This window comes from Agrobacterium sp. FDAARGOS_525 (assembly GCF_003938925.1).
GTDB classification, from domain to species: Bacteria; Pseudomonadota; Alphaproteobacteria; order Rhizobiales; family Rhizobiaceae; genus Agrobacterium; species Agrobacterium pusense.
In genome coordinates this window covers 2,183,996-2,201,600 of the sequence record NZ_RKIU01000003.1, presented here as the reverse complement: position 1 = coordinate 2,201,600, position 17,605 = coordinate 2,183,996, and the positions used below count along the sequence as shown (strand labels likewise).

Genomic DNA, 17,605 nt, shown 5'->3' with positions numbered 1-17,605 from the left:
GGGCATAGGGCGCGAATTGGGCGAAGGATCGTAGCGCCTCACTGATGGATTGCCCGATCAGTTCGAAAGGCATGTTGAGCTGAAGCAGAAGCGTGTTGAAGAGAACGATATCGCCGATCGAGAGCTCTCCGGTCTCGTAGCGCGGCAGAAGGAGATAAAAGCCTATGATCATCTGCACGGCCAGAGCGAGGGAGATGGTAAAGACAAAACCAATACGGCGCAGGGAATAAAGCCGCCAGTTCCGGTAGATCGAGCCCGCATTCTCCGCAAAGCGACGCTTCATCCACGCCGTGCTGCCCGTGTGCCGCAAGGGCTCGATCATGCTGATGGCGTTTCCAACAAAAACCGGCATTCTGCTGTCCGGCTTCGATGGCCTTTTCCAGAAATGGCGAGGTCAGCCGGTTCGAGGCAAGGGTGAGCGCGATGAAGGCCGCACCATAGAGAATGACGATGGCCACCAGATCCGCACTGAGGACCGCCCCCAGCAACAGGGTGCTGAACAGAAACGTGGCGAGGCCCGGAACGAAATAGATAAGACCGATCTGCATGATTGCAGATGCGGCCGAAGCGCCCCTTGTCTGTGCGGCCTGAATTTCCGCCGGGTTGTGATCATTGAAGAATGACGCGTTTTTATGGACAATGCGCTCGAAGAAGCGCGTCGTAGCCACATATTCCAGCCGTTCCGAATGGATGACCGACATATATTGCGTGGAGCGCTGAATGGCCGTCGCCAATGCCGTCAGGCCGGCATAAAACGAAAATCCAAGCATCCACTGCCGCGGAGCGTCCGGCAGATCGTCGATCAGGCGGGAAAACACATAAGGACCGGCGGAAGCGAGAAGAGACCCGCACAGGATCGTCAGCAGCAAAAACGTGATCGACGGCCATGAGGACTTCAGGTCTTCGGCATAAATCCTGGAAAGCGGCTCGAATGCAACTTCACGAATGCCCGTCATCTCTCTCTCCCGCCGGCCGCTGCGTGACAAATGCCACAGGCCATTGGATAGCCGCCAGATGCCACCTCCTCAACCCCGTCTCAGGGGCTGAGATCTGGATTTGATAGGATGCTGAGACGATATTCTAACGGGCCGGCGCTTCCTGCGGCCCTTTGGAGAGAGTCTTTTCAGCCGGTTGAGGGGATCGCTTCACAAACCGATTCCGCGCAGCAGCGCCACGGCCGCCACGCCGACTGTTGCCGCCGGCAGAAGGCTGAGGCGCAGCGCCGCAACCGCGGTGATTGCGCAGGCGATGGTTTCCGCCGGCCCGCTGGCGAGCGCCGTCGGCGTCACCACGGCCATCAGGACGGCGGGCGGCACTACGCCGAGGGCCTTTTTAAGGCGCGCGGTCAGGGTAAACCGACTGACAAGCAACAGGCCGCCGAGGCGTGTTGCGACGGTTGCCGCCATCATGGCGAGAATCGTCAGCAGCGTATTCGGGTCGAGCGTCATGCCGGCTGCTCCGCCTGTTTCTCGTGGCCGAAGGCCGCGACGGCGAGGCCCGCGAGCGCACCGGCGGCGATATACCAGGCTCCGGGCACCAGCGCATGGGTGAGACAGGCGGCGGAAGCGCTTGCCAGAAGCACCAAGCCGGTTTCCCGGCCCTTCCAGAACCCCATGAGCAGCACGATAAAGACGGCGGGAAAGGCGAAATCCAGCCCGATGACCGACATGTCGCCCATGACCGAACCCAGCAAAGCACCGGTGAGGGTGGCCAGGTTCCAGACGATATAGATCGACAATGCAGCGCCGGTGAAGAAACCTGCCGTTAGCCTGTTTGCAATGACACGAAACTCCGACAACGCCCAGGATTCATCCGTCAGCACCAGCATGGCCGCATATTTCCGCCAGCCCCGGAAATCGTCCAGCTTGCCGGCGATGGAAGCGCTCATCAGCACGTGGCGCAGATTGACGAGCAGCGCCGCAAAGCCGAGCGCGCTCCAGCTAGCCGGATGGGTCCATAAGTCCATCGCCACGAATTGCGAGCCGCCGGCGAAGACCAGCAGCGACATCAGCGAGGCTTCGAGCGGCGACAGGCCCTTGCCGATGGCGACCGCGCCAAACACGACGCCGATCGGCACCATGGCCACGAGCAATGGCGCGGCGGCCCGTAATCCCGCGACGAATTCCGTCCTTTTGTCCCATATTGACATCGCTTTCTCCCTTTCAGGAGAGCGATTACGCGTAAGACATCCACCGGTCTTGTACGAAAGTGACGTCACACAGGAATGCGTGTGCCGGCATCACCCCATGCGAAACTGGCCCGGGGTAATGCCGGTGCGCGCCTTGAAATGCCGGGTGAAATGCGCCTGGTCCGCAAAACCGCACATCGCCGCCACCTCGGCCGGCATCTCGCCGGCGCGCAGAAGCCGACGCGCCCTGCGGATGCGGACGTCAGTCAGATAGGCGTGCGGGGTGATGTGGAACTCTTTCCTGAAAGCACGGATAAGGTGCGCGCGGCTGAGACCGGCAATGGAAGCCAGTTCCTCAAGGCCGATATCGGTCTCGTAATTGTCGGAAAGATAGTCGCGGGCGGTGTAAACCGCCGTTTTCTCGCGCGTTTCGACCGGCAGGATAATGGCGCTGCCATGCCTGCCGAAAAGGGCGGCGAGAACCGAGAACATGCCCTCATCAGCCTCGAGGGCACCGGATTTCTCCTCCAGACGCCGGTGCGCCATCTGAAAGGCGGCCGCCATCTGCGGATCGCGCGGCAGAAACTTCGGGAATGACGGCGTACCGTGGAAGGCCCTGCCCGTCACATCCTCGATGATATCGCGCAGCAGTGCGGTGTCGGGATAGATCATCCGGTAACGGTAACCGCCGCCGCCTGGTGCACCATCGTGAATCTCGTCCGGATTGATGAGATAGAGATGCCCTGGCCCTGTCTGTTCGGTGGTGCCCTGAATGGTGGAAATCTGCGAGCCGCTTTCGATGGCGCCTATCGAAAACGTGTCATGGGCGTGGGGCGAATATTCATGGGTGAGAAACGTAGCACTCAGGCATTCCATGCCGCCAAAATGTCCGTCCCGCCAGAAACGCGTGGTTTCCGTCGTGGCGACGGGCATGAAATCGAGGGCCTGTTCCTGCGAAACATTGTGCATGAGCGAAGTTTAGAGCATTCGATCCTTACCGTCTTGAACAAAAGTGCTAGGGTCTGGCCGGTTCCAAAATCAACCGGACGCATGGCATGACAGACGACTTCGAGGATACATTCGCTGAAACCGAAACCGACGCTTTCGAACACGCGCCACTGCGGCTGACCGTCGATCTCGGTGCGCTGGCCGATAATTGGCGGGACATGAGGAGACGCTCCGGTAAGGCGCGGACAGCGGCCGTCGTGAAGGCCGATGCCTATGGCCTCGGCATCGAGGATTGCGGCGCAGCGCTCTACCATGCCGGCGCGCGCGACTTCTTCGTGGCAACGGTTGCCGAGGGTGAGACCCTGCGTTCCTATGCACCTGAAGCACGCATCTTCGTCCTGTCAGGCATCTGGCAGGGCCAGGAACGGCAGGTCTTCGACAATGATCTGGTGCCGGTTCTCGCCTCCGAGGAGCAACTTTCCTTCTGGATGGCGACGGTGGCCGAGCGTGGCGATCACCCCTGCGCACTGCATGTGGACACCGGCTTCAACCGTCTCGGACTGCCGCTCGACGATGCGCTGTTTCTGGCCGACGACGTGACCCGGCCGGCAAGTTTTGACCCGGTTCTGGTGCTGTCCCATCTCGCCTGTGCCGACACGCCCTCCTCGCCGATGAACAGGGCGCAGCTCGAATCATTCCGGACGGTTAGCACTGCTTTCGAAGGTATCGAATCAAGCCTCTCGGCTTCCGCCGGTATCTTTCTCGGCCCGGATTATCATTTCGACCTTACCCGTCCCGGCATATCGCTCTATGGCGGAGAGGCGGTCAACGACGTTGCAAATCCCATGCGGCCGGTCGCCAAAGCCGAAGCGCGCATCATCCAGATCCGCGATGCGGGCGAAGGCCAGACCGTCAGTTATGGCGGCACCTTTCTGCTGAAACGCGCAAGCCGCCTCGCCATCGCGACTGTCGGTTACGCGGACGGATACCAGCGTTCGCTGTCCGGTTCCGGCATTCCGCTGCGCGAAATGGGCCATGGCGGCGCATACGGTGTCGTCAACGGCTACAAGGTGCCGGTTGCTGGCCGCGTCACCATGGACCTCACCATCTTCGACGTGACGGATGTTCCGGCCAATGCCATTCGAACCGGAGACTATGTCGAGCTTTTCGGTCCCAATGTGCCCGTAGACGAGACTGCACGGGCGGCAGGAACGATCGGCTATGAGATGTTGACAGGACTTGGTCTGCGATATGAGCGGCAATATCTGATGGCGGATGACTGAGACGCGCCTTTAGCGCTTGGAAAGCTCACGCGACCTGTGTTAAAAGAGAACAAAAGGAGATCGAAATGCCCGAAATCCATTTGAGCGAGCAGGACGAGAAGTTCATCGAGGAGCAGGTGGCGGCTGGAGTCTATAGCGATGCGGATGCAGTGATTTCTGCTGGACTTCGTTTGCTGGGCAGCGATGAGGGAAAGAAAGCGGCACTCAAGCTGCTATTGCAGGAAGGAATTGATGATGCTGACGCCGGCCGTGTTCACAGCTATCGGTCGCGAGATGCTTTCCTGAGCGACATCAAGAACCTGTCCGCGCAACAAAAAACGGGGACCGATCATTAATATCCGGACCGTTATCCGGACCGTTATCTGGACCACGCGGGCAAGGCAGGACGTCGCTGAAGATCACGCCTATATCGCAGTGGAAAATCCGGCCGCGGCCGACCGTCTCGCGCTTGAAATTTTTGACAAGGTCGAATCGCTAGCGGCGCTCGGCCTGTCCGGCGTCTCACGAAGCAGCTATGGAACAGGGCTTCGCAGCATTGCCTATCGGGACCGCGTGATTTTCTTCCGCGTCAACGAGAATGAGCTTACGGTCCTGCGCGTCCTCCACGGCCACCAAGACATCTCCGCAGATCATTTCAAACAAGAAGAAAACTGACATAGATGGCCAAAGCCAAAACTCAATTCGTGTGCCAGAACTGCGGCACGGTTCATACCCGATGGGCGGGAAAATGCGAAGGCTGCGGCGAGTGGAATACCATCGTCGAGGAAGACCCGATGGGCGGCATCGGATCCGGCCCGGGCAAGGCTCCCAAGAAGGGCCGACCCGTGACGCTCACCTCACTATCAGGTGAAATCGAAGAAGCCCCCCGCATCCCAACCGGCATCAGCGAACTTGATCGGGCGACCGGCGGCGGTTTCGTGCGCGGTTCCGCCGTTCTGATCGGTGGGGATCCCGGTATCGGCAAATCGACGCTTCTCATGCAGGCGGCTGCCGCCCTTTCGCGGCGCCGCCATCGCATCATCTATGTCTCCGGCGAAGAGGCGGTGGCGCAGGTGCGTCTGCGTGCGCAACGTCTGGGGGCTGCGGAAACCGATGTGCTTCTGGCGGCGGAAACCAATGTCGAGGATATTCTGGCGACGATTTCCGAAGGCAAGCGGCCCGATCTCGTCATCATCGATTCCATCCAGACATTGTGGAGCGATACCGCCGATTCCGCCCCCGGCACGGTGACACAGGTGCGCACCGGCGTGCAGGCGATGATCCGTTTCGCCAAGCAGACAGGCGCGACCATGGTGCTTGTCGGCCATGTCACCAAGGAAGGCCAGATCGCTGGCCCGCGCGTGGTGGAGCACATGGTCGATGCCGTCCTTTATTTCGAAGGTGACCGCGGCCACCATTACCGCATTCTTCGAACCGTCAAGAACCGCTTCGGGCCGACCGATGAAATCGGCGTGTTCGAAATGTCGGATCGCGGCCTCAGGGAAGTGTCCAATCCATCCGAACTGTTTCTGGGAGAACGCAACGAAAAATCACCGGGCGCTGCGGTTTTTGCCGGCATCGAGGGGACACGCCCCGTGCTCGTTGAAGTGCAGGCGCTGGTCGCGCCCACCTCGCTCGGTACACCGCGCCGCGCGGTGGTCGGCTGGGATTCGTCGCGACTCGCCATGATTCTCGCGGTACTGGAGGCCCATTGCGGCGTGAAGCTCGGTCAGCACGATGTCTATCTCAACGTCGCCGGAGGCTACCGGATTTCCGAGCCGGCCGCCGATATGGCTATTGCTTCTGCGCTGGTTTCCTCGCTTGCCGGTCTTGCCCTGCCCGCCGATTGCGTCTATTTCGGCGAAATCAGCCTGTCGGGCGCGGTGCGCCCGGTCTCGCATACGGGCCAGCGATTGAAAGAAGCTGAAAAACTCGGCTTTTCCGCCGCACTTCTGCCTTCTGCTTCGGCTGAATTGCCGAAAGGCGGCAAGGGGCGCTGGACGGAAATCGAAAGCCTTCCGGACCTCGTGGCCCGCATCGCCGGCTCCGGCAACCGGTTCAAACAGGTTGAGGACGACGAATATTGATCCTTTCGCCAAAGGAAACAGTGGTGTAAGAGGATCGCAAAATTGGCAAGGCAGCGCCTGACAGGGCGTCGCACCTCCGGAGTTGGTATATGCCCATTACAATTTTCGACGGCATCGTCATCGCCGTTGTTCTTTTCTCCGCCATTCTCGCGATGGTCCGCGGTTTTTCCCGCGAAATCCTGTCGATTGCGAGCTGGGCCGGTTCGGTCGCCGCCGCCTATTATCTTTATCCGGTCCTGCTGCCCTATGCGCGCAACTATACCGATGACGACAAGATCGCCATTGCCGGTTCCGCAGGCGTCGTTTTCCTCGTCTCGCTGATCGTGATTTCCTTCATCACCTCGCGTATTGCCGATTTCATCATCGACAGCCGCATCGGCGCACTGGACCGTACGCTGGGCTTCCTGTTCGGCGCGGCGCGCGGCATTCTGCTTCTAGTGGTTGCGGTCGCCTTCTGGAACTGGCTGGTGGATGTGAAGACGCAGCCGGAATGGGTGACGCAGGCGAAGTCCAAGCCCTTCCTCGACGGGCTGGTGGGCAAGCTGGAGGCGGTTCTGCCTGACGATATCGAGCCGCAGATTCGCGCTCGCATCCTTGGAAAACCGCAGGAACAGACGACCACGCAGGCGCCTGCCGAAGATGTGCCGGCAACAAATCCGCCGGCAACGAATAATTGACACAGTGTCGCGTCTTGCAATGCATGCAAGGCGCGCTATTTGTGCTAAATATCAAGCACGACACAGACGGACCGACCGGGGGAAATACTCACCGGAATGGTCTTTCTTTTTTCTCGGTAGAGAGCAAGGGCAAGCCGGATGATTGAGCCGCTTTCGCATTCCACATTCCATGGGACCACTTTCAAGGAAGAGATCGACGGCGATACGCTGCATGAAGAATGCGGCGTTTTCGGCATTCTCGGCCATGCCGACGCCTCGGCGCTGACCGCGCTTGGCCTGCATGCGCTGCAGCATCGCGGCCAGGAAGCAGCCGGCATCGTCTCCTTCGACGGCAAGCGCTTCCATCAGGAACGCCATATGGGCCTCGTCGGCGATCATTATACCGATCCCGCAACGCTTGCCCGCCTGCCCGGCTCCATCGCCATCGGCCACACCCGTTATTCCACCACCGGCGAAGTGGCGATGCGCAACGTACAGCCGCTGTTTGCCGAACTGGAAGAAGGCGGTATTTCGATTGCCCATAACGGCAACTTCACCAACGGCCTGACGCTGCGCCGCCAGATCATTGCGACGGGCGCCATCTGTCAGTCGACCTCGGATACCGAAGTCGTGCTGCACCTCATCGCCCGCTCCCGTCATTCCTCCACCGCCGACCGTTTCATCGATGCCATCAGGCAGATGGAAGGCGGTTACTCGATGCTGGCGATGACCCGCACCAAGCTGATTGCCGCGCGTGACCCGATCGGTATCCGCCCGCTGGTCATGGGCGAGCTGGACGGCAAGCCTATCTTCTGCTCGGAGACCTGTGCTCTCGATATCATCGGCGCGAAATTCGTGCGCGACGTTGAAAACGGCGAAGTCATCATCTGCGAGATCCAGCCTGACGGTTCGATCACCATCGATGCGCGCAAGCCCTCGAAACCGCAGCCCGAGCGTCTCTGCCTGTTCGAATATGTCTATTTCGCCCGCCCCGATTCCGTCGTTGGCGGCCGCAACGTCTACACGACGCGCAAGAACATGGGCATGAACCTTGCCAAGGAAGCGCCGCTCGACGCCGACGTCGTGGTTCCGGTTCCCGATGGCGGCACGCCGGCAGCGCTCGGTTTTGCGCAGGAGAGCGGCATTCCCTTCGAATACGGTATCATCCGCAACCATTATGTCGGCCGCACCTTCATCGAGCCGACCCAGCAGATCCGCGCCTTCGGTGTCAAGCTCAAGCATTCCGCCAATCGGGCGATGATCGAAGGCAAGCGCGTGGTGCTGGTGGATGATTCCATCGTGCGCGGCACGACCTCGGTCAAGATCGTGCAGATGATCCGCGAGGCTGGCGCCAAGGAAGTGCATATCCGCGTCGCCAGCCCGATGATCTTCCATCCGGATTTCTATGGCATCGACACGCCTGATGCCGACAAGCTGCTGGCGAACCAGTATGCGGATGTCGAGGCGATGGCGAAATATATCGGCGCCGATTCGCTGGCGTTCCTGTCGATAGACGGGCTTTATCGCGCGGTGGGCGGTGAAAACCGCAATCCGGCGCGGCCGCAGTTCACCGACCACTATTTCACCGGCGATTATCCGACCCGCCTCCTCGACAAGAACGGCGAGGCGATGGGCAGCAAGATTTCCATGCTGGCCAGCAACGGCTGATAATCCCGACAAAACAAGCGGCCACCGGTCTCCGGCGGCCGCTTTTTTCTTGCCTTTTATCAGCCCGAGAGCTGCGGCAATTTAATTGCTTGCAGCAGGCGGCTGCGGCTTCGTACAAGGAAGCGCAATCATTTCGGGGGAGACCATGACTATCGATCTCAAGGGCCGCATCGCTCTCGTCACCGGCGCGTCGCGCGGCATCGGCTATTTCACCGCGCTGGAGCTGGCCAAGGCCGGCGCGCATGTCATCGCCTGCGCCCGAACGGTGGGCGGCCTTGAGGAACTGGACGACGCCATCAAGGCCGTCGGCGGCACCGCGACGCTGGTTCCCTTCGATCTCTCCGACATGAAAGCCATCGATGCGCTGGGCGCCAATATCTACGAGCGCTGGGGCAAGCTGGATATTCTGGTCGCCAATGCCGGTGTCCTCGGCGTCATCTCGCCGGTCGGCCATATCGAGGCAAAGGTTTTCGAAAGGGTCATGACCATCAACGTCACCGCCACCTGGCGGCTGATCCGCTCGGTCGAGCCGCTGCTTCTCAAATCTGACGCCGGTCGGGCATTGATCCTGTCCTCGGGTGCCGCTCATAGCTGTCGTCCCTTCTGGGGCGTCTACTCCACCTCCAAGGCAGCTGTGGAAGCACTTGCCCGCACCTGGGCGGCGGAGACGCAGAAGAGCGCGCTTCGCGTCAACAGCATCAATCCCGGCGCCACGCGCACGGCAATGCGCGCGCAGGCCATGCCCGGCGAAGATCCCGCCACCGTGCCGCATCCGTCAGAGGTGGCCGCTGCCATCCTGCCGCTTGCTTCGCCCGATCTCAAAGAGACCGGCAAGCTCTTCCTGGTCCGGGAAAACCGGTTCGTGGATTACCGTCCGCCGGAGTGATGCCGGTCGGCGGGTCAGCCAACGTCACGAGAGAAACGCTTGACCGCGCATGACCGCCGCGCCATAACGCAAGTCATGAAAACGACGATTTGCACCTGCTGCTGAAATAATTTTGCTGGTTCGCCACCGGCCGGCTCGTTTTCGTCTCCCGCAAGGTCTTACAGACAAACGGCCCGGTCAGGACAACTGACTGCCTTTAGGGAATTGCCGCATGTCCTTGCGCCTGAAACTTCACAACACGCTGACCCGCGAAAAGGCGGAATTTGCGCCCATCGATCCTGAAAACGTGCGCATGTATGTCTGCGGCCCGACGGTCTATGATTTCGCCCATATCGGCAACGCGCGACCCGTCATCGTGTTCGATGTTCTCTTCCGGCTGCTGCGCCATGTCTATGGCGAAAATCACGTCACCTATGCCCGCAACATCACTGACGTTGATGACAAGATCAATGCGCGGGCGCTGCGGGACTATCCGCATCTGCCGCTCAACGATGCCATCCACGCCGTGACGGAAAAGACGGCTGACCAGTTCCATGCGGACGTCGCGGCGCTGGGCTGCCTTCAGCCAAGTGTCGAACCGCGCGCGACCGACAATATCGCACAGATGATCGACATCATCGAGAAACTGATCGCACGCGGCCACGCCTATGTGGCCGGTGGCGAGGTCTTGTTCGACACTCGCTCCATGGCCGATTACGGGCAGCTTTCGAAGCGTCCGCTGGACGAGCAGCAGGCGGGCGCGCGCGTGGCGGTGGATGCCCACAAGAAGAACCCCGGCGATTTCGTGCTGTGGAAGCTTTCCTCCCACAACGAGCCCGGCTGGGAAAGCCCTTGGGGCCGCGGCCGTCCCGGCTGGCATATCGAATGCTCGGCTATGTCCGGCCGCTACCTCGGTGACGTTTTCGACATTCACGGCGGCGGGCTCGACCTCATCTTTCCACATCACGAGAACGAAATCGCCCAGTCCCGTTGCGCACACGGCACGCATGTCATGGCGAACGTGTGGATGCATAACGGCTTTGTGCAGGTGGAAGGCCGCAAGATGTCGAAGTCCGAGGGCAACTTCGTGACGATCTATGAATTGCTGCACACGGAGAAATTCGGCGGCCGGAAATGGCCGGGCGAGGTTCTGCGTCTTGCGATGCTGATGACGCATTATAGAGAGCCGATCGATTTTTCGGTAAAGCGTCTGGAAGAGGCCGAACGCCTGCTCGCCAAATGGCCGGCGGCGGAAGCCTCCGATGCCGCGCCGGATGAAACCGTGCTCGAGGCGCTTGCCGACGATCTCAACACCGTTGCGGCCGTGCAGGCGCTGCATGCATCGGCACACGCGGCCAATGTGAACCCATCCAAGCTGCCGGCCTTCGCGGCGAGTGCTGCCCTCTTGGGCGTGCTGCCGAAGACAACTGAAATGGACGAGGCCATCGTTTCGGCGGTCAACGCTCTGGTGGAATTGCGTCTGGAAATGCTGAAGGCGAAGAACTTTGCAGAGGCCGATCGGTTGCGCGATGAGCTTTCGGAGAAGGGCATTCAGTTGAAGGATGGCAAGGACAAGGAGACCGGGGAGCGGACGACGACCTGGGAGTTGAAGCGGTAGGGCTTGCGTCCAGCGCTTGAGGCTGCGGCTTGCGGTTTACCCCCCTCTGCCCTGCCGGGCATCTCCCCCACAGGTGGGGAGATCGACTCGTTGTTAGGCCCCGCATTTCTCTTCGGTCGAAATGGAGCGACGCAGGCGCGTCATGCCGATCTCCCTCCTTGTGGGGGAGATGCCCGGCAGGGCAGAGGGGGGTATCCTCGCCCACCACAATACGCTTGCGATTTTAAGTTCCCTCAACCAATCTAAGGCGAGGCACTAAACGGCGAGCCAGATCATGCCGCATGCAGATGTAGACCCAATGCATCGCAAATACGCGAAGCAGATGCGGAAAGTAATGACGGATGCCGAGCTGAAACTCTGGAACGCAATTCGCGCCCATCGCCTTGGAGGCTTGAGTTTCCGCAGACAAATGCCGATTGCCGGTTTTATCGTCGATTTCGCCTGTTCCGATCATCGACTTATTATCGAGATCGATGGCTCTCAACATACATCCGAGGCAGCATTACACTACGATCATGAAAGAACCGCGCGGCTTGAAAAAGACGGCTGGACCATCCTCCGCTTCTGGAACCATGACGTCCTCACAGACTTAGATAATGTCTGTCTCCACATTATCAGAACGATCCGGGAGGACCGAAGATGACCACATATACCGGCGGATGCCAATGCGGCGCGGTCCGTTTTCGCGCCACTGGCAACCTGAAAGACAGTTCCATCTGCCATTGCCGCATGTGCCAGAAGGCTTTCGGGGCTTATTACGCGCCACTGGTTTCAGTTCGCAATGTGGAGTTCACATGGACGCGCGGCGAGCCGAAACGCTTCCAGTCCTCCAGCGTCGTGAAGCGCGGCTTTTGCCCCGAATGCGGCACGCCGCTAACCTATGAGGCCCCGGATGGCATTGCGGTGGCGGCCGGCGCCTTCGACGATCCCGCCGCGCTGCCGCCAACCATCCAGTGGGGCGTGGAACGGAAGATCGGTTTTGTCGACAACCTCCACACCCTGCCCGCCGTTGCGACCGAGGACGACCTGACGCAGGTCGACTACCTTGCCAATCTCGTTTCCTATCAACACCCCGACCACGACACCGAAAACTGGCCACCGGAGAACAGACAATGAGCGAAACGGGTTTTTCCGGCGGCTGCCAGTGCGGCGCCGTGCGGTTCCATGCGGGCAAGCTCGGCAGGGCCTCCATCTGCCACTGCCGCATGTGCCAGAAACATTTCGGCAATTTCTTTGGCGCACTTGTGACTGCCGATCAGGCACATCTGACCTGGACACGCGGCCAGCCTGCCCTCTTCCGCTCGTCGCAGAAAATCCATCGCGGTTTCTGCAACAAGTGCGGCACACCGCTGACCTATCATTATCCCGGCGGCGTGGAGATCGCGATCGGCGCTTTCGACCATCCCGAGAAGATAGAGCCGCAGGTGCAGGTGAACATCCACAAGCGTATGCCGTGGATCGAGCAGCTCTTCGCCAAACCGGCAGTCGAACAGGGCGTCGATGAGGCCGAGATCACCTCCTACCAACATCCGGATCATGACACGGCCGAACGGCCGCCTGAGGAACGATAAAACATGACTGAAGAACTGCGCGGCTTTTATCCAGAGATCGAACCCTTCGAGACCGGCATGCTCGACGTGGGTGACGGCCACACGATCTATTGGGAGCGGGTGGGCACACGCGGCGCTAAGCCGGCGGTCTTCCTGCACGGGGGCCCGGGCGGCGGGGTAAATCCCACCCATCGCCGGGTATTCGATCCCGATCTTTACGATGTCATCCTGTTCGATCAGCGCGGCTGCGGTCGCTCCACGCCACACGCGGAACTCGAAGCCAACACCACATGGCATCTGGTTGCCGATATTGAACGGCTGCGTGAACTCTGCGGCTTCGAGAAATGGCTGGTGTTCGGCGGCTCCTGGGGTTCGACGCTGGCGCTCGCCTATGCCGAAACCCATCCGGACCGCGTCAGCGAACTGGTCCTGCGCGGTATCTACACCGTCACCCGGCCGGAACTCGACTGGTACTACCAGTTCGGCGTCTCTGAAATCTATCCGGATCAATGGGAAAAATTCATCGCACCCATTCCCGAATCCGAACGCGGCGAGATGATGCAGGCCTATAATCGCTATCTCACAGGCACTGACGAAACGAAGAAGCTGGAATGCGCGAAAGCATGGAGCCAATGGGAGGGCGCGACCATTGCACTCGTCACCGATCCCGACCGCGTCGAGGATTTCGGTGAAGACAAATACGCGATTGCCTTCGCCCGCATCGAAAACCACTTCTTCGTTAATGGCGGCTGGCTTGAGGAAGGACAATTGCTGCGCGATGCCGGCAAGCTCAGGAATATTCCCGGTGTCATCGTGCATGGACGTTACGATATGCCCTGCCCGCTGAAATATGCCTGGCAGCTCGCCAAGGCCTGGCCGGACGCGGATTTCCACATTATCGAGGCCGCGGGACATGCGATGAGCGAGCCCGGCATTCTCGATCAACTGATCCGCGCCAACGACCGTTTTGCCGGGAAATAGTATTTATTTCAGCACGTTGTGGCGGCAGGATAAGATGATGATTCACGCAGGGGTTTCCTGCGGGGATCATCTACCCGGCGCTGATCAGCACGTTTGAAAGGCAAAGCGCCTGTTATTCATGCAGTTTTTCTCATGAACCCTTCACGGAAATGAATTGGCCGCCATTGTGCCGATCCGTTATAAAACGCCATCCGAACAATTGGCGGTACTCCCATGGCACTCGACAAAACGCTTCCAGCCCAAGAGGGCGGCGACAGCGCGCGCGGTTTTGCTTTCGCGCTTTCCGCATATCTTTTGTGGGGTTTCCTGCCCTTCTACATGAAGGCGGTTGCACATATTTCACCGATCGAGGTCATCGTGCATCGCGTCGTCTGGTCGGTGCCGATCGCAGCGGTGGTGCTGATCGTGCTCGGGCGTACGGCTGAAATCCGTACGGCGCTGAGGAGTCCGAAGATGCTTGCGATGGCGAGTCTTACGGCTGCGCTCATCAGCATCAACTGGGGCGTCTACATCTGGTCGATCGGCGCAGGCCGCGCACTTGATGCCGCGCTCGGCTATTTCATCAATCCGCTGTTCAGCATCTTCCTCGGTGCCGTACTGCTGAAGGAAAAACTCTATCCGGCGCAGATCGCCGCCATCAGCCTCGTGGCGGTTGCGGTGGCCATCCTAACCTGGCATGCGGGCAGCCTGCCATGGGTTTCCATAGCGCTCACCGTTTCCTGGGGCTTTTACGCCTTTTTCCGCAAAACCCTGCCCATAGGCGCGACGCAGGGCTTCCTGCTGGAAGTCATGCTGCTGTCTATTCCCGCCGTGCTGGTCATGATCTGGCTTGCGTTCAGCGGACAGGCGCATTTCATGGGCGGCAATTCCGCCGATACCTGGCTTCTGGCGGCAAGCGGTCTCATCACCGCCGTTCCCCTCATTCTCTATGGCAATGGTGCGAAACTGCTGAAGCTCTCCACCATCGGCATCATGCAATATATCGCGCCGACGATGATCTTCCTGATAGCCATTTTCATCTTCAAGGAACCGTTCGACATGGTGCGTCTGGCGGCTTTCGCAATGATCTGGGTGGCGCTTGCGATCTACACCGGCTCAAGCCTGCTGCGGCTCAAGCGATGACCAAATCCTTTCTCACTCCTGCTCCCTGAACAGGAGTGAGGTAGCCAGGCGTCAGTAATCCACCAGCAATTGCGGGTTTCCCTCATAGCCGAAGCGCGGCTTGACACCGAGGAGGCCCGCCGTCTGGGCGATGATCTCGCGCGTCATGGGGGCCGCTGTCGAGGCTGCCGTGCGGCCGCCGTTCACGCCGGTCCTTGGCGCATCGATCATGGTCAGCACGACATATTTCGGCTTGTGCATGGGAAAACCGGCCACGAAGGCGTTGAAATTGATGTCCTTGGCGTAACGGCCATTGATCACCTTGTCTGCCGTCCCCGTCTTGCCGCCGACATGAAACCCCTCCACCTGTGCGCCACGGCCGGAACCCTTGATGCCGTTCCAGTTGAACAGGTAACGTATGTCGGCGCTCGTCCTGTCGTTGATGACGCTGCGCGCAAGCGATGCCGCAGTCTCTTTCGAACGCGGCAGAAAGGTCGGAGAGATCAGGCTTCCGCCATTGATAAGGGCTGCAGCGGCCACCGCCGTCTGCAACGGAGTGGTAGCAACGCCATGGCCGAAGGAGATGGTGACGGAATTGATTTTCTTCCAGTTTCTCGGCTGGGTCGGCGTGGCAACGCCGGGCATTTCCGTGTCCATTCTGGTCAGCAGACCAAGCTTCGTCAGGAATTGTTGATGGCCCTCGACACCGACCCTGTCAGCCACCGCAGCCGTGCCGATATTCGATGAAAATTGAAACACTTCCGGAATGGAGAGCGGCCGGTTTCTTCCCTTGAAATCCCTGATGGTGAAGCCGCCCATGCGGATCGGCCGCGACGCATCCACCACCGAATTGAGCGTAATCGCCCCGGCATCCAGACCCATGGCGAGCGTGAAGCTCTTGAATGTGGAGCCCATCTCGAAGGTGGCGTTGCTCATCCTGTTGAACCAGCCTTTTTCATACTCCTTGTCGACGCTGCCATCGGCGAGGGTGCGGGAAGGTTCGTTCGGATCGTAATCCGGGACGGAAGCCATGGCCAGCACTTCGCCCGTCTCCACATCGAGGATCACCGAACCGGCGGCTTCGGCCTGATAGGCACTTTTCGCCTTCACGACCACGTCGCGAACGATGTTCTGTACCCTGAGATCGATGGACAGCCGCACCGGTTCCAGTGGCGTGCCGCTGGCAAGACCCACAGCGCGCAGATCGGCCAGCCCCTGCTGGTCCAGGTAACGCTCCATGCCGGCGAGACCCTGATTGTCGACATTGACGTGGCCGATAATATGCGAAGCGGTTGGGCCGCCCGGATAAAACCGCCGTTTTTCCGGGCGGAAACCGATACCCGGTATGCCGAGATTGAGAATATCCGCCTGCTGCCGCGGTGTCAGCTGGCGTCGCAACCACTGGAAGCCTGTATCCGAACGCAATCTACGATGCGTCTCGCGCCAGTCCAGATTGGGAATGACGGTCGCGAGTTTTTCCACCACCTCGTCCGGATCGACGATCCTGCGCGGATCCGCATAAAGCGATACCATGTTGAGATCGGTCGCCAGAAGCGTGCCGTTGCGGTCGATGATGTCAGGCCGTGAGGCGATGGCGTTGACGCCGGAATTGATCCATGCGGTGGAAACGGGTTCGGCGAGCCCATATTGAACGAGGCGCGCCGCGGCAACGCCATAGATCGCAATGAAGACGGCGATGACGATCGCAAGCCGCGTCTTTGCCTCCGCCCGGCGGCGGGCGACCGAACCGAACACGACCTCCCTGCCCCGCAGCGGGTTTCTCTTGATAATGAAATGCGTCCGGCTCTTCAGCCGCATCACGAAAGCAATCATTGCCGATGACACCCACCCGAGGCGGCGGAGCAAAATTCCGCGATAACCAACGCCTGGGAAACGGTGACACAGGATCAGTCGCCGGGCCACGAAAAGGACGGGCGGAAGGATGCCGCCGTTAAATCTACATTAATATACATTTAAAATTGTAACGAGCCGCCCGAGCGGCCGTTAACAATCGCCGGGCCTACAGGCGCGAAATCACCGAAGGGTCGCCTTCAGGGTTCTGCTGGGCCAGCGCGCGGTCGATGATGGCGGGGACGATGTCCTTCACCTCGTCAATGATGAGCGGATTGAGAAGATGCGCACGGTGGATGAAGCCCTGGTCGCGCATATGTTGCACGAGTTCTAGCATCGGGTTCCAGAAACCGTTGATATTGGCAAAGACCATTGGCTTCGCGTGACGGCCGAGCTGCGCCCAGGTCATGATCTCCACGATCTCTTCCAGCGTGCCGACACCGCCCGGCAGGGTGACGAAAGCATCCGAGCGCTCGAACATCATGTGTTTGCGCTCGTGCATGTCCTTGGTGATGACAAGCTCGTTCAATTGTCCGAGAGAATGGCGTGTTGCCTCCATGTCGACCAGAAATTCCGGTATGATGCCCGTCACTTCGCCGCCATTGGAAAGAACGCCGCTGGCAACTGCGCCCATGATGCCCTTGGTGCCACCACCATAAACCAGGCGAATGCCGTTTTCGGCAATGGATTTCCCAAGCGCACGGCCTGCTTCCATGTGGGCGGGATCACGTCCGGGCTGGGAGCCGCAATAAACGCAGATGGATCGAATCGCTGTATTTTTGTCCGTCATGAAGGGAAGGAACTATGTGCAATGCGGCACGTCAAGAAAATTTGGGAAATCCCTTGCAAATATGGCCTTTTGGCCACTCACCGCTTGTCTGGCGCTAGGT

At 59.8% G+C, this 17,605-nt stretch carries 19 protein-coding genes; 13 read left to right on the top strand and 6 right to left on the bottom strand.

All coding sequences use genetic code 11. The features are described from left to right. Window positions 1–38: 38 nt before the first annotated feature. The 4 genes from EGT36_RS31015 to EGT36_RS12145 form a co-directional block, all read right to left on the bottom strand. The gene (locus EGT36_RS31015) at window positions 39–956 is read right to left on the bottom strand and encodes an ABC transporter transmembrane domain-containing protein (RefSeq protein WP_286083923.1); all 918 of its coding nucleotides are present in this window, start codon (window positions 954–956) and stop codon (window positions 39–41) included. 189 nt (window positions 957–1,145) lie between these two features. After that, window positions 1,146–1,448: an AzlD family protein gene (locus EGT36_RS12155; RefSeq protein ID WP_037088948.1), complete on the bottom strand. Its 303-nt coding sequence runs from the start codon at window positions 1,446–1,448 to the stop codon at window positions 1,146–1,148. Next, window positions 1,445–2,149 carry an AzlC family ABC transporter permease gene (locus EGT36_RS12150; protein ID WP_037088947.1) on the bottom strand — a complete coding sequence of 235 codons (705 nt, stop codon included), beginning with the start codon at window positions 2,147–2,149 and terminating at the stop codon, window positions 1,445–1,447. The genes EGT36_RS12155 and EGT36_RS12150 overlap by 4 nt, the downstream gene beginning before the upstream one ends. Before the next feature lie 90 nt (window positions 2,150–2,239). Continuing rightward, complete coding sequence (locus tag EGT36_RS12145; protein ID WP_037088945.1) at window positions 2,240–3,097, bottom strand: AraC family transcriptional regulator; 858 nt, start codon at window positions 3,095–3,097, stop codon at window positions 2,240–2,242. Between the two features lie 86 nt (window positions 3,098–3,183). On the opposite strand from EGT36_RS12145, the gene alr reads away from it, so the two are divergent. From alr to rarD, 13 genes are all read left to right on the top strand, one after another. Next, complete coding sequence (gene alr / locus EGT36_RS12140; RefSeq protein WP_037088944.1) at window positions 3,184–4,359, top strand: alanine racemase; 1,176 nt, start codon at window positions 3,184–3,186, stop codon at window positions 4,357–4,359. Window positions 4,360–4,424: 65 nt separating this feature from the next. Next, window positions 4,425–4,694 (top strand): type II toxin-antitoxin system ParD family antitoxin, encoded by a 270-nt coding sequence (locus EGT36_RS12135; protein WP_006700150.1) that lies wholly within the window; start codon window positions 4,425–4,427, stop codon window positions 4,692–4,694. After that, window positions 4,687–5,013, top strand: coding sequence for a type II toxin-antitoxin system RelE/ParE family toxin (locus EGT36_RS12130; protein ID WP_353505579.1), 327 nt, complete (start codon window positions 4,687–4,689; stop codon window positions 5,011–5,013). Before EGT36_RS12135 ends, EGT36_RS12130 begins: the two co-directional genes overlap by 8 nt. Before the next feature lie 5 nt (window positions 5,014–5,018). Next, window positions 5,019–6,425, top strand: a complete 1,407-nt coding sequence (gene radA / locus EGT36_RS12125; protein WP_037088942.1) for a DNA repair protein RadA — start codon at window positions 5,019–5,021, stop codon at window positions 6,423–6,425. Window positions 6,426–6,514: 89 nt separating this feature from the next. After that, window positions 6,515–7,102, top strand: a complete 588-nt coding sequence (locus EGT36_RS12120) for a CvpA family protein (RefSeq protein WP_004441017.1) — start codon at window positions 6,515–6,517, stop codon at window positions 7,100–7,102. Window positions 7,103–7,240: 138 nt separating this feature from the next. Next, window positions 7,241–8,749, top strand: coding sequence for an amidophosphoribosyltransferase (gene purF, locus EGT36_RS12115; protein ID WP_037088941.1), 1,509 nt, complete (start codon window positions 7,241–7,243; stop codon window positions 8,747–8,749). Between the two features lie 145 nt (window positions 8,750–8,894). Further along, window positions 8,895–9,635 carry an SDR family NAD(P)-dependent oxidoreductase gene (locus EGT36_RS12110; RefSeq protein WP_004441013.1) on the top strand — a complete coding sequence of 247 codons (741 nt, stop codon included), beginning with the start codon at window positions 8,895–8,897 and terminating at the stop codon, window positions 9,633–9,635. A 211-nt stretch (window positions 9,636–9,846) separates the two neighbouring features. Further along, the gene (cysS, locus tag EGT36_RS12105; protein WP_037088939.1) at window positions 9,847–11,232 is read left to right on the top strand and encodes a cysteine--tRNA ligase; all 1,386 of its coding nucleotides are present in this window, start codon (window positions 9,847–9,849) and stop codon (window positions 11,230–11,232) included. 274 nt (window positions 11,233–11,506) lie between these two features. Beyond that, a complete protein-coding gene (locus tag EGT36_RS12100; RefSeq protein WP_172965644.1) occupies window positions 11,507–11,875 on the top strand; it encodes an endonuclease domain-containing protein in 369 nt (122 codons plus the stop codon). After that, entirely contained in the window at window positions 11,872–12,348 is a 477-nt protein-coding gene (locus EGT36_RS12095) for a GFA family protein (protein ID WP_037088938.1), read from the top strand. Before EGT36_RS12100 ends, EGT36_RS12095 begins: the two co-directional genes overlap by 4 nt. Next, window positions 12,345–12,803 carry a GFA family protein gene (locus tag EGT36_RS12090; protein WP_125270435.1) on the top strand — a complete coding sequence of 153 codons (459 nt, stop codon included), beginning with the start codon at window positions 12,345–12,347 and terminating at the stop codon, window positions 12,801–12,803. Before EGT36_RS12095 ends, EGT36_RS12090 begins: the two co-directional genes overlap by 4 nt. Window positions 12,804–12,806: 3 nt before the next feature. Next, window positions 12,807–13,763: a prolyl aminopeptidase gene (pip, locus tag EGT36_RS12085; protein WP_006700141.1), complete on the top strand. Its 957-nt coding sequence runs from the start codon at window positions 12,807–12,809 to the stop codon at window positions 13,761–13,763. 213 nt (window positions 13,764–13,976) lie between these two features. Next, window positions 13,977–14,885, top strand: coding sequence for an EamA family transporter RarD (gene rarD, locus EGT36_RS12080; RefSeq protein WP_022555918.1), 909 nt, complete (start codon window positions 13,977–13,979; stop codon window positions 14,883–14,885). Between the two features lie 51 nt (window positions 14,886–14,936). Here rarD and EGT36_RS12075 read toward each other — a convergent pair whose 3' ends face one another. Further along, a complete protein-coding gene (locus EGT36_RS12075; protein WP_037088935.1) occupies window positions 14,937–16,697 on the bottom strand; it encodes a peptidoglycan D,D-transpeptidase FtsI family protein in 1,761 nt (586 codons plus the stop codon). Between the two features lie 187 nt (window positions 16,698–16,884). Beyond that, the gene (locus tag EGT36_RS12070) at window positions 16,885–17,505 is read right to left on the bottom strand and encodes an LOG family protein (RefSeq protein WP_006700139.1); all 621 of its coding nucleotides are present in this window, start codon (window positions 17,503–17,505) and stop codon (window positions 16,885–16,887) included. Between the last annotated feature and the right edge of the window lie 100 nt (window positions 17,506–17,605).

Excerpts from the sequence above, each read along its gene's own strand:
- EGT36_RS12100 (WP_172965644.1), top strand. The coding sequence starts at position 11,507 with ATGCCGCATGCAGATGTAGACCCAATGCATCGCAAATACGCGAAGCAG.
- EGT36_RS12090 (WP_125270435.1), top strand. The coding sequence starts at position 12,345 with ATGAGCGAAACGGGTTTTTCCGGCGGCTGCCAGTGCGGCGCCGTGCGG.
- purF (WP_037088941.1), top strand. The coding sequence starts at position 7,241 with ATGATTGAGCCGCTTTCGCATTCCACATTCCATGGGACCACTTTCAAG.
- EGT36_RS12135 (WP_006700150.1), top strand. The coding sequence starts at position 4,425 with ATGCCCGAAATCCATTTGAGCGAGCAGGACGAGAAGTTCATCGAGGAG.
- EGT36_RS12110 (WP_004441013.1), top strand. The coding sequence starts at position 8,895 with ATGACTATCGATCTCAAGGGCCGCATCGCTCTCGTCACCGGCGCGTCG.
- pip (WP_006700141.1), top strand. The coding sequence starts at position 12,807 with ATGACTGAAGAACTGCGCGGCTTTTATCCAGAGATCGAACCCTTCGAG.
- EGT36_RS31015 (WP_286083923.1), bottom strand. The coding sequence starts at position 956 with ATGACGGGCATTCGTGAAGTTGCATTCGAGCCGCTTTCCAGGATTTAT.
- EGT36_RS12075 (WP_037088935.1), bottom strand. The coding sequence starts at position 16,697 with ATGATTGCTTTCGTGATGCGGCTGAAGAGCCGGACGCATTTCATTATC.
- EGT36_RS12155 (WP_037088948.1), bottom strand. The coding sequence starts at position 1,448 with ATGACGCTCGACCCGAATACGCTGCTGACGATTCTCGCCATGATGGCG.
- EGT36_RS12070 (WP_006700139.1), bottom strand. The coding sequence starts at position 17,505 with ATGACGGACAAAAATACAGCGATTCGATCCATCTGCGTTTATTGCGGC.
- EGT36_RS12120 (WP_004441017.1), top strand. The coding sequence starts at position 6,515 with ATGCCCATTACAATTTTCGACGGCATCGTCATCGCCGTTGTTCTTTTC.
- rarD (WP_022555918.1), top strand. The coding sequence starts at position 13,977 with ATGGCACTCGACAAAACGCTTCCAGCCCAAGAGGGCGGCGACAGCGCG.
- radA (WP_037088942.1), top strand. The coding sequence starts at position 5,019 with ATGGCCAAAGCCAAAACTCAATTCGTGTGCCAGAACTGCGGCACGGTT.
- alr (WP_037088944.1), top strand. The coding sequence starts at position 3,184 with ATGACAGACGACTTCGAGGATACATTCGCTGAAACCGAAACCGACGCT.
- EGT36_RS12095 (WP_037088938.1), top strand. The coding sequence starts at position 11,872 with ATGACCACATATACCGGCGGATGCCAATGCGGCGCGGTCCGTTTTCGC.
- EGT36_RS12150 (WP_037088947.1), bottom strand. The coding sequence starts at position 2,149 with ATGTCAATATGGGACAAAAGGACGGAATTCGTCGCGGGATTACGGGCC.
- cysS (WP_037088939.1), top strand. The coding sequence starts at position 9,847 with ATGTCCTTGCGCCTGAAACTTCACAACACGCTGACCCGCGAAAAGGCG.
- EGT36_RS12145 (WP_037088945.1), bottom strand. The coding sequence starts at position 3,097 with ATGCACAATGTTTCGCAGGAACAGGCCCTCGATTTCATGCCCGTCGCC.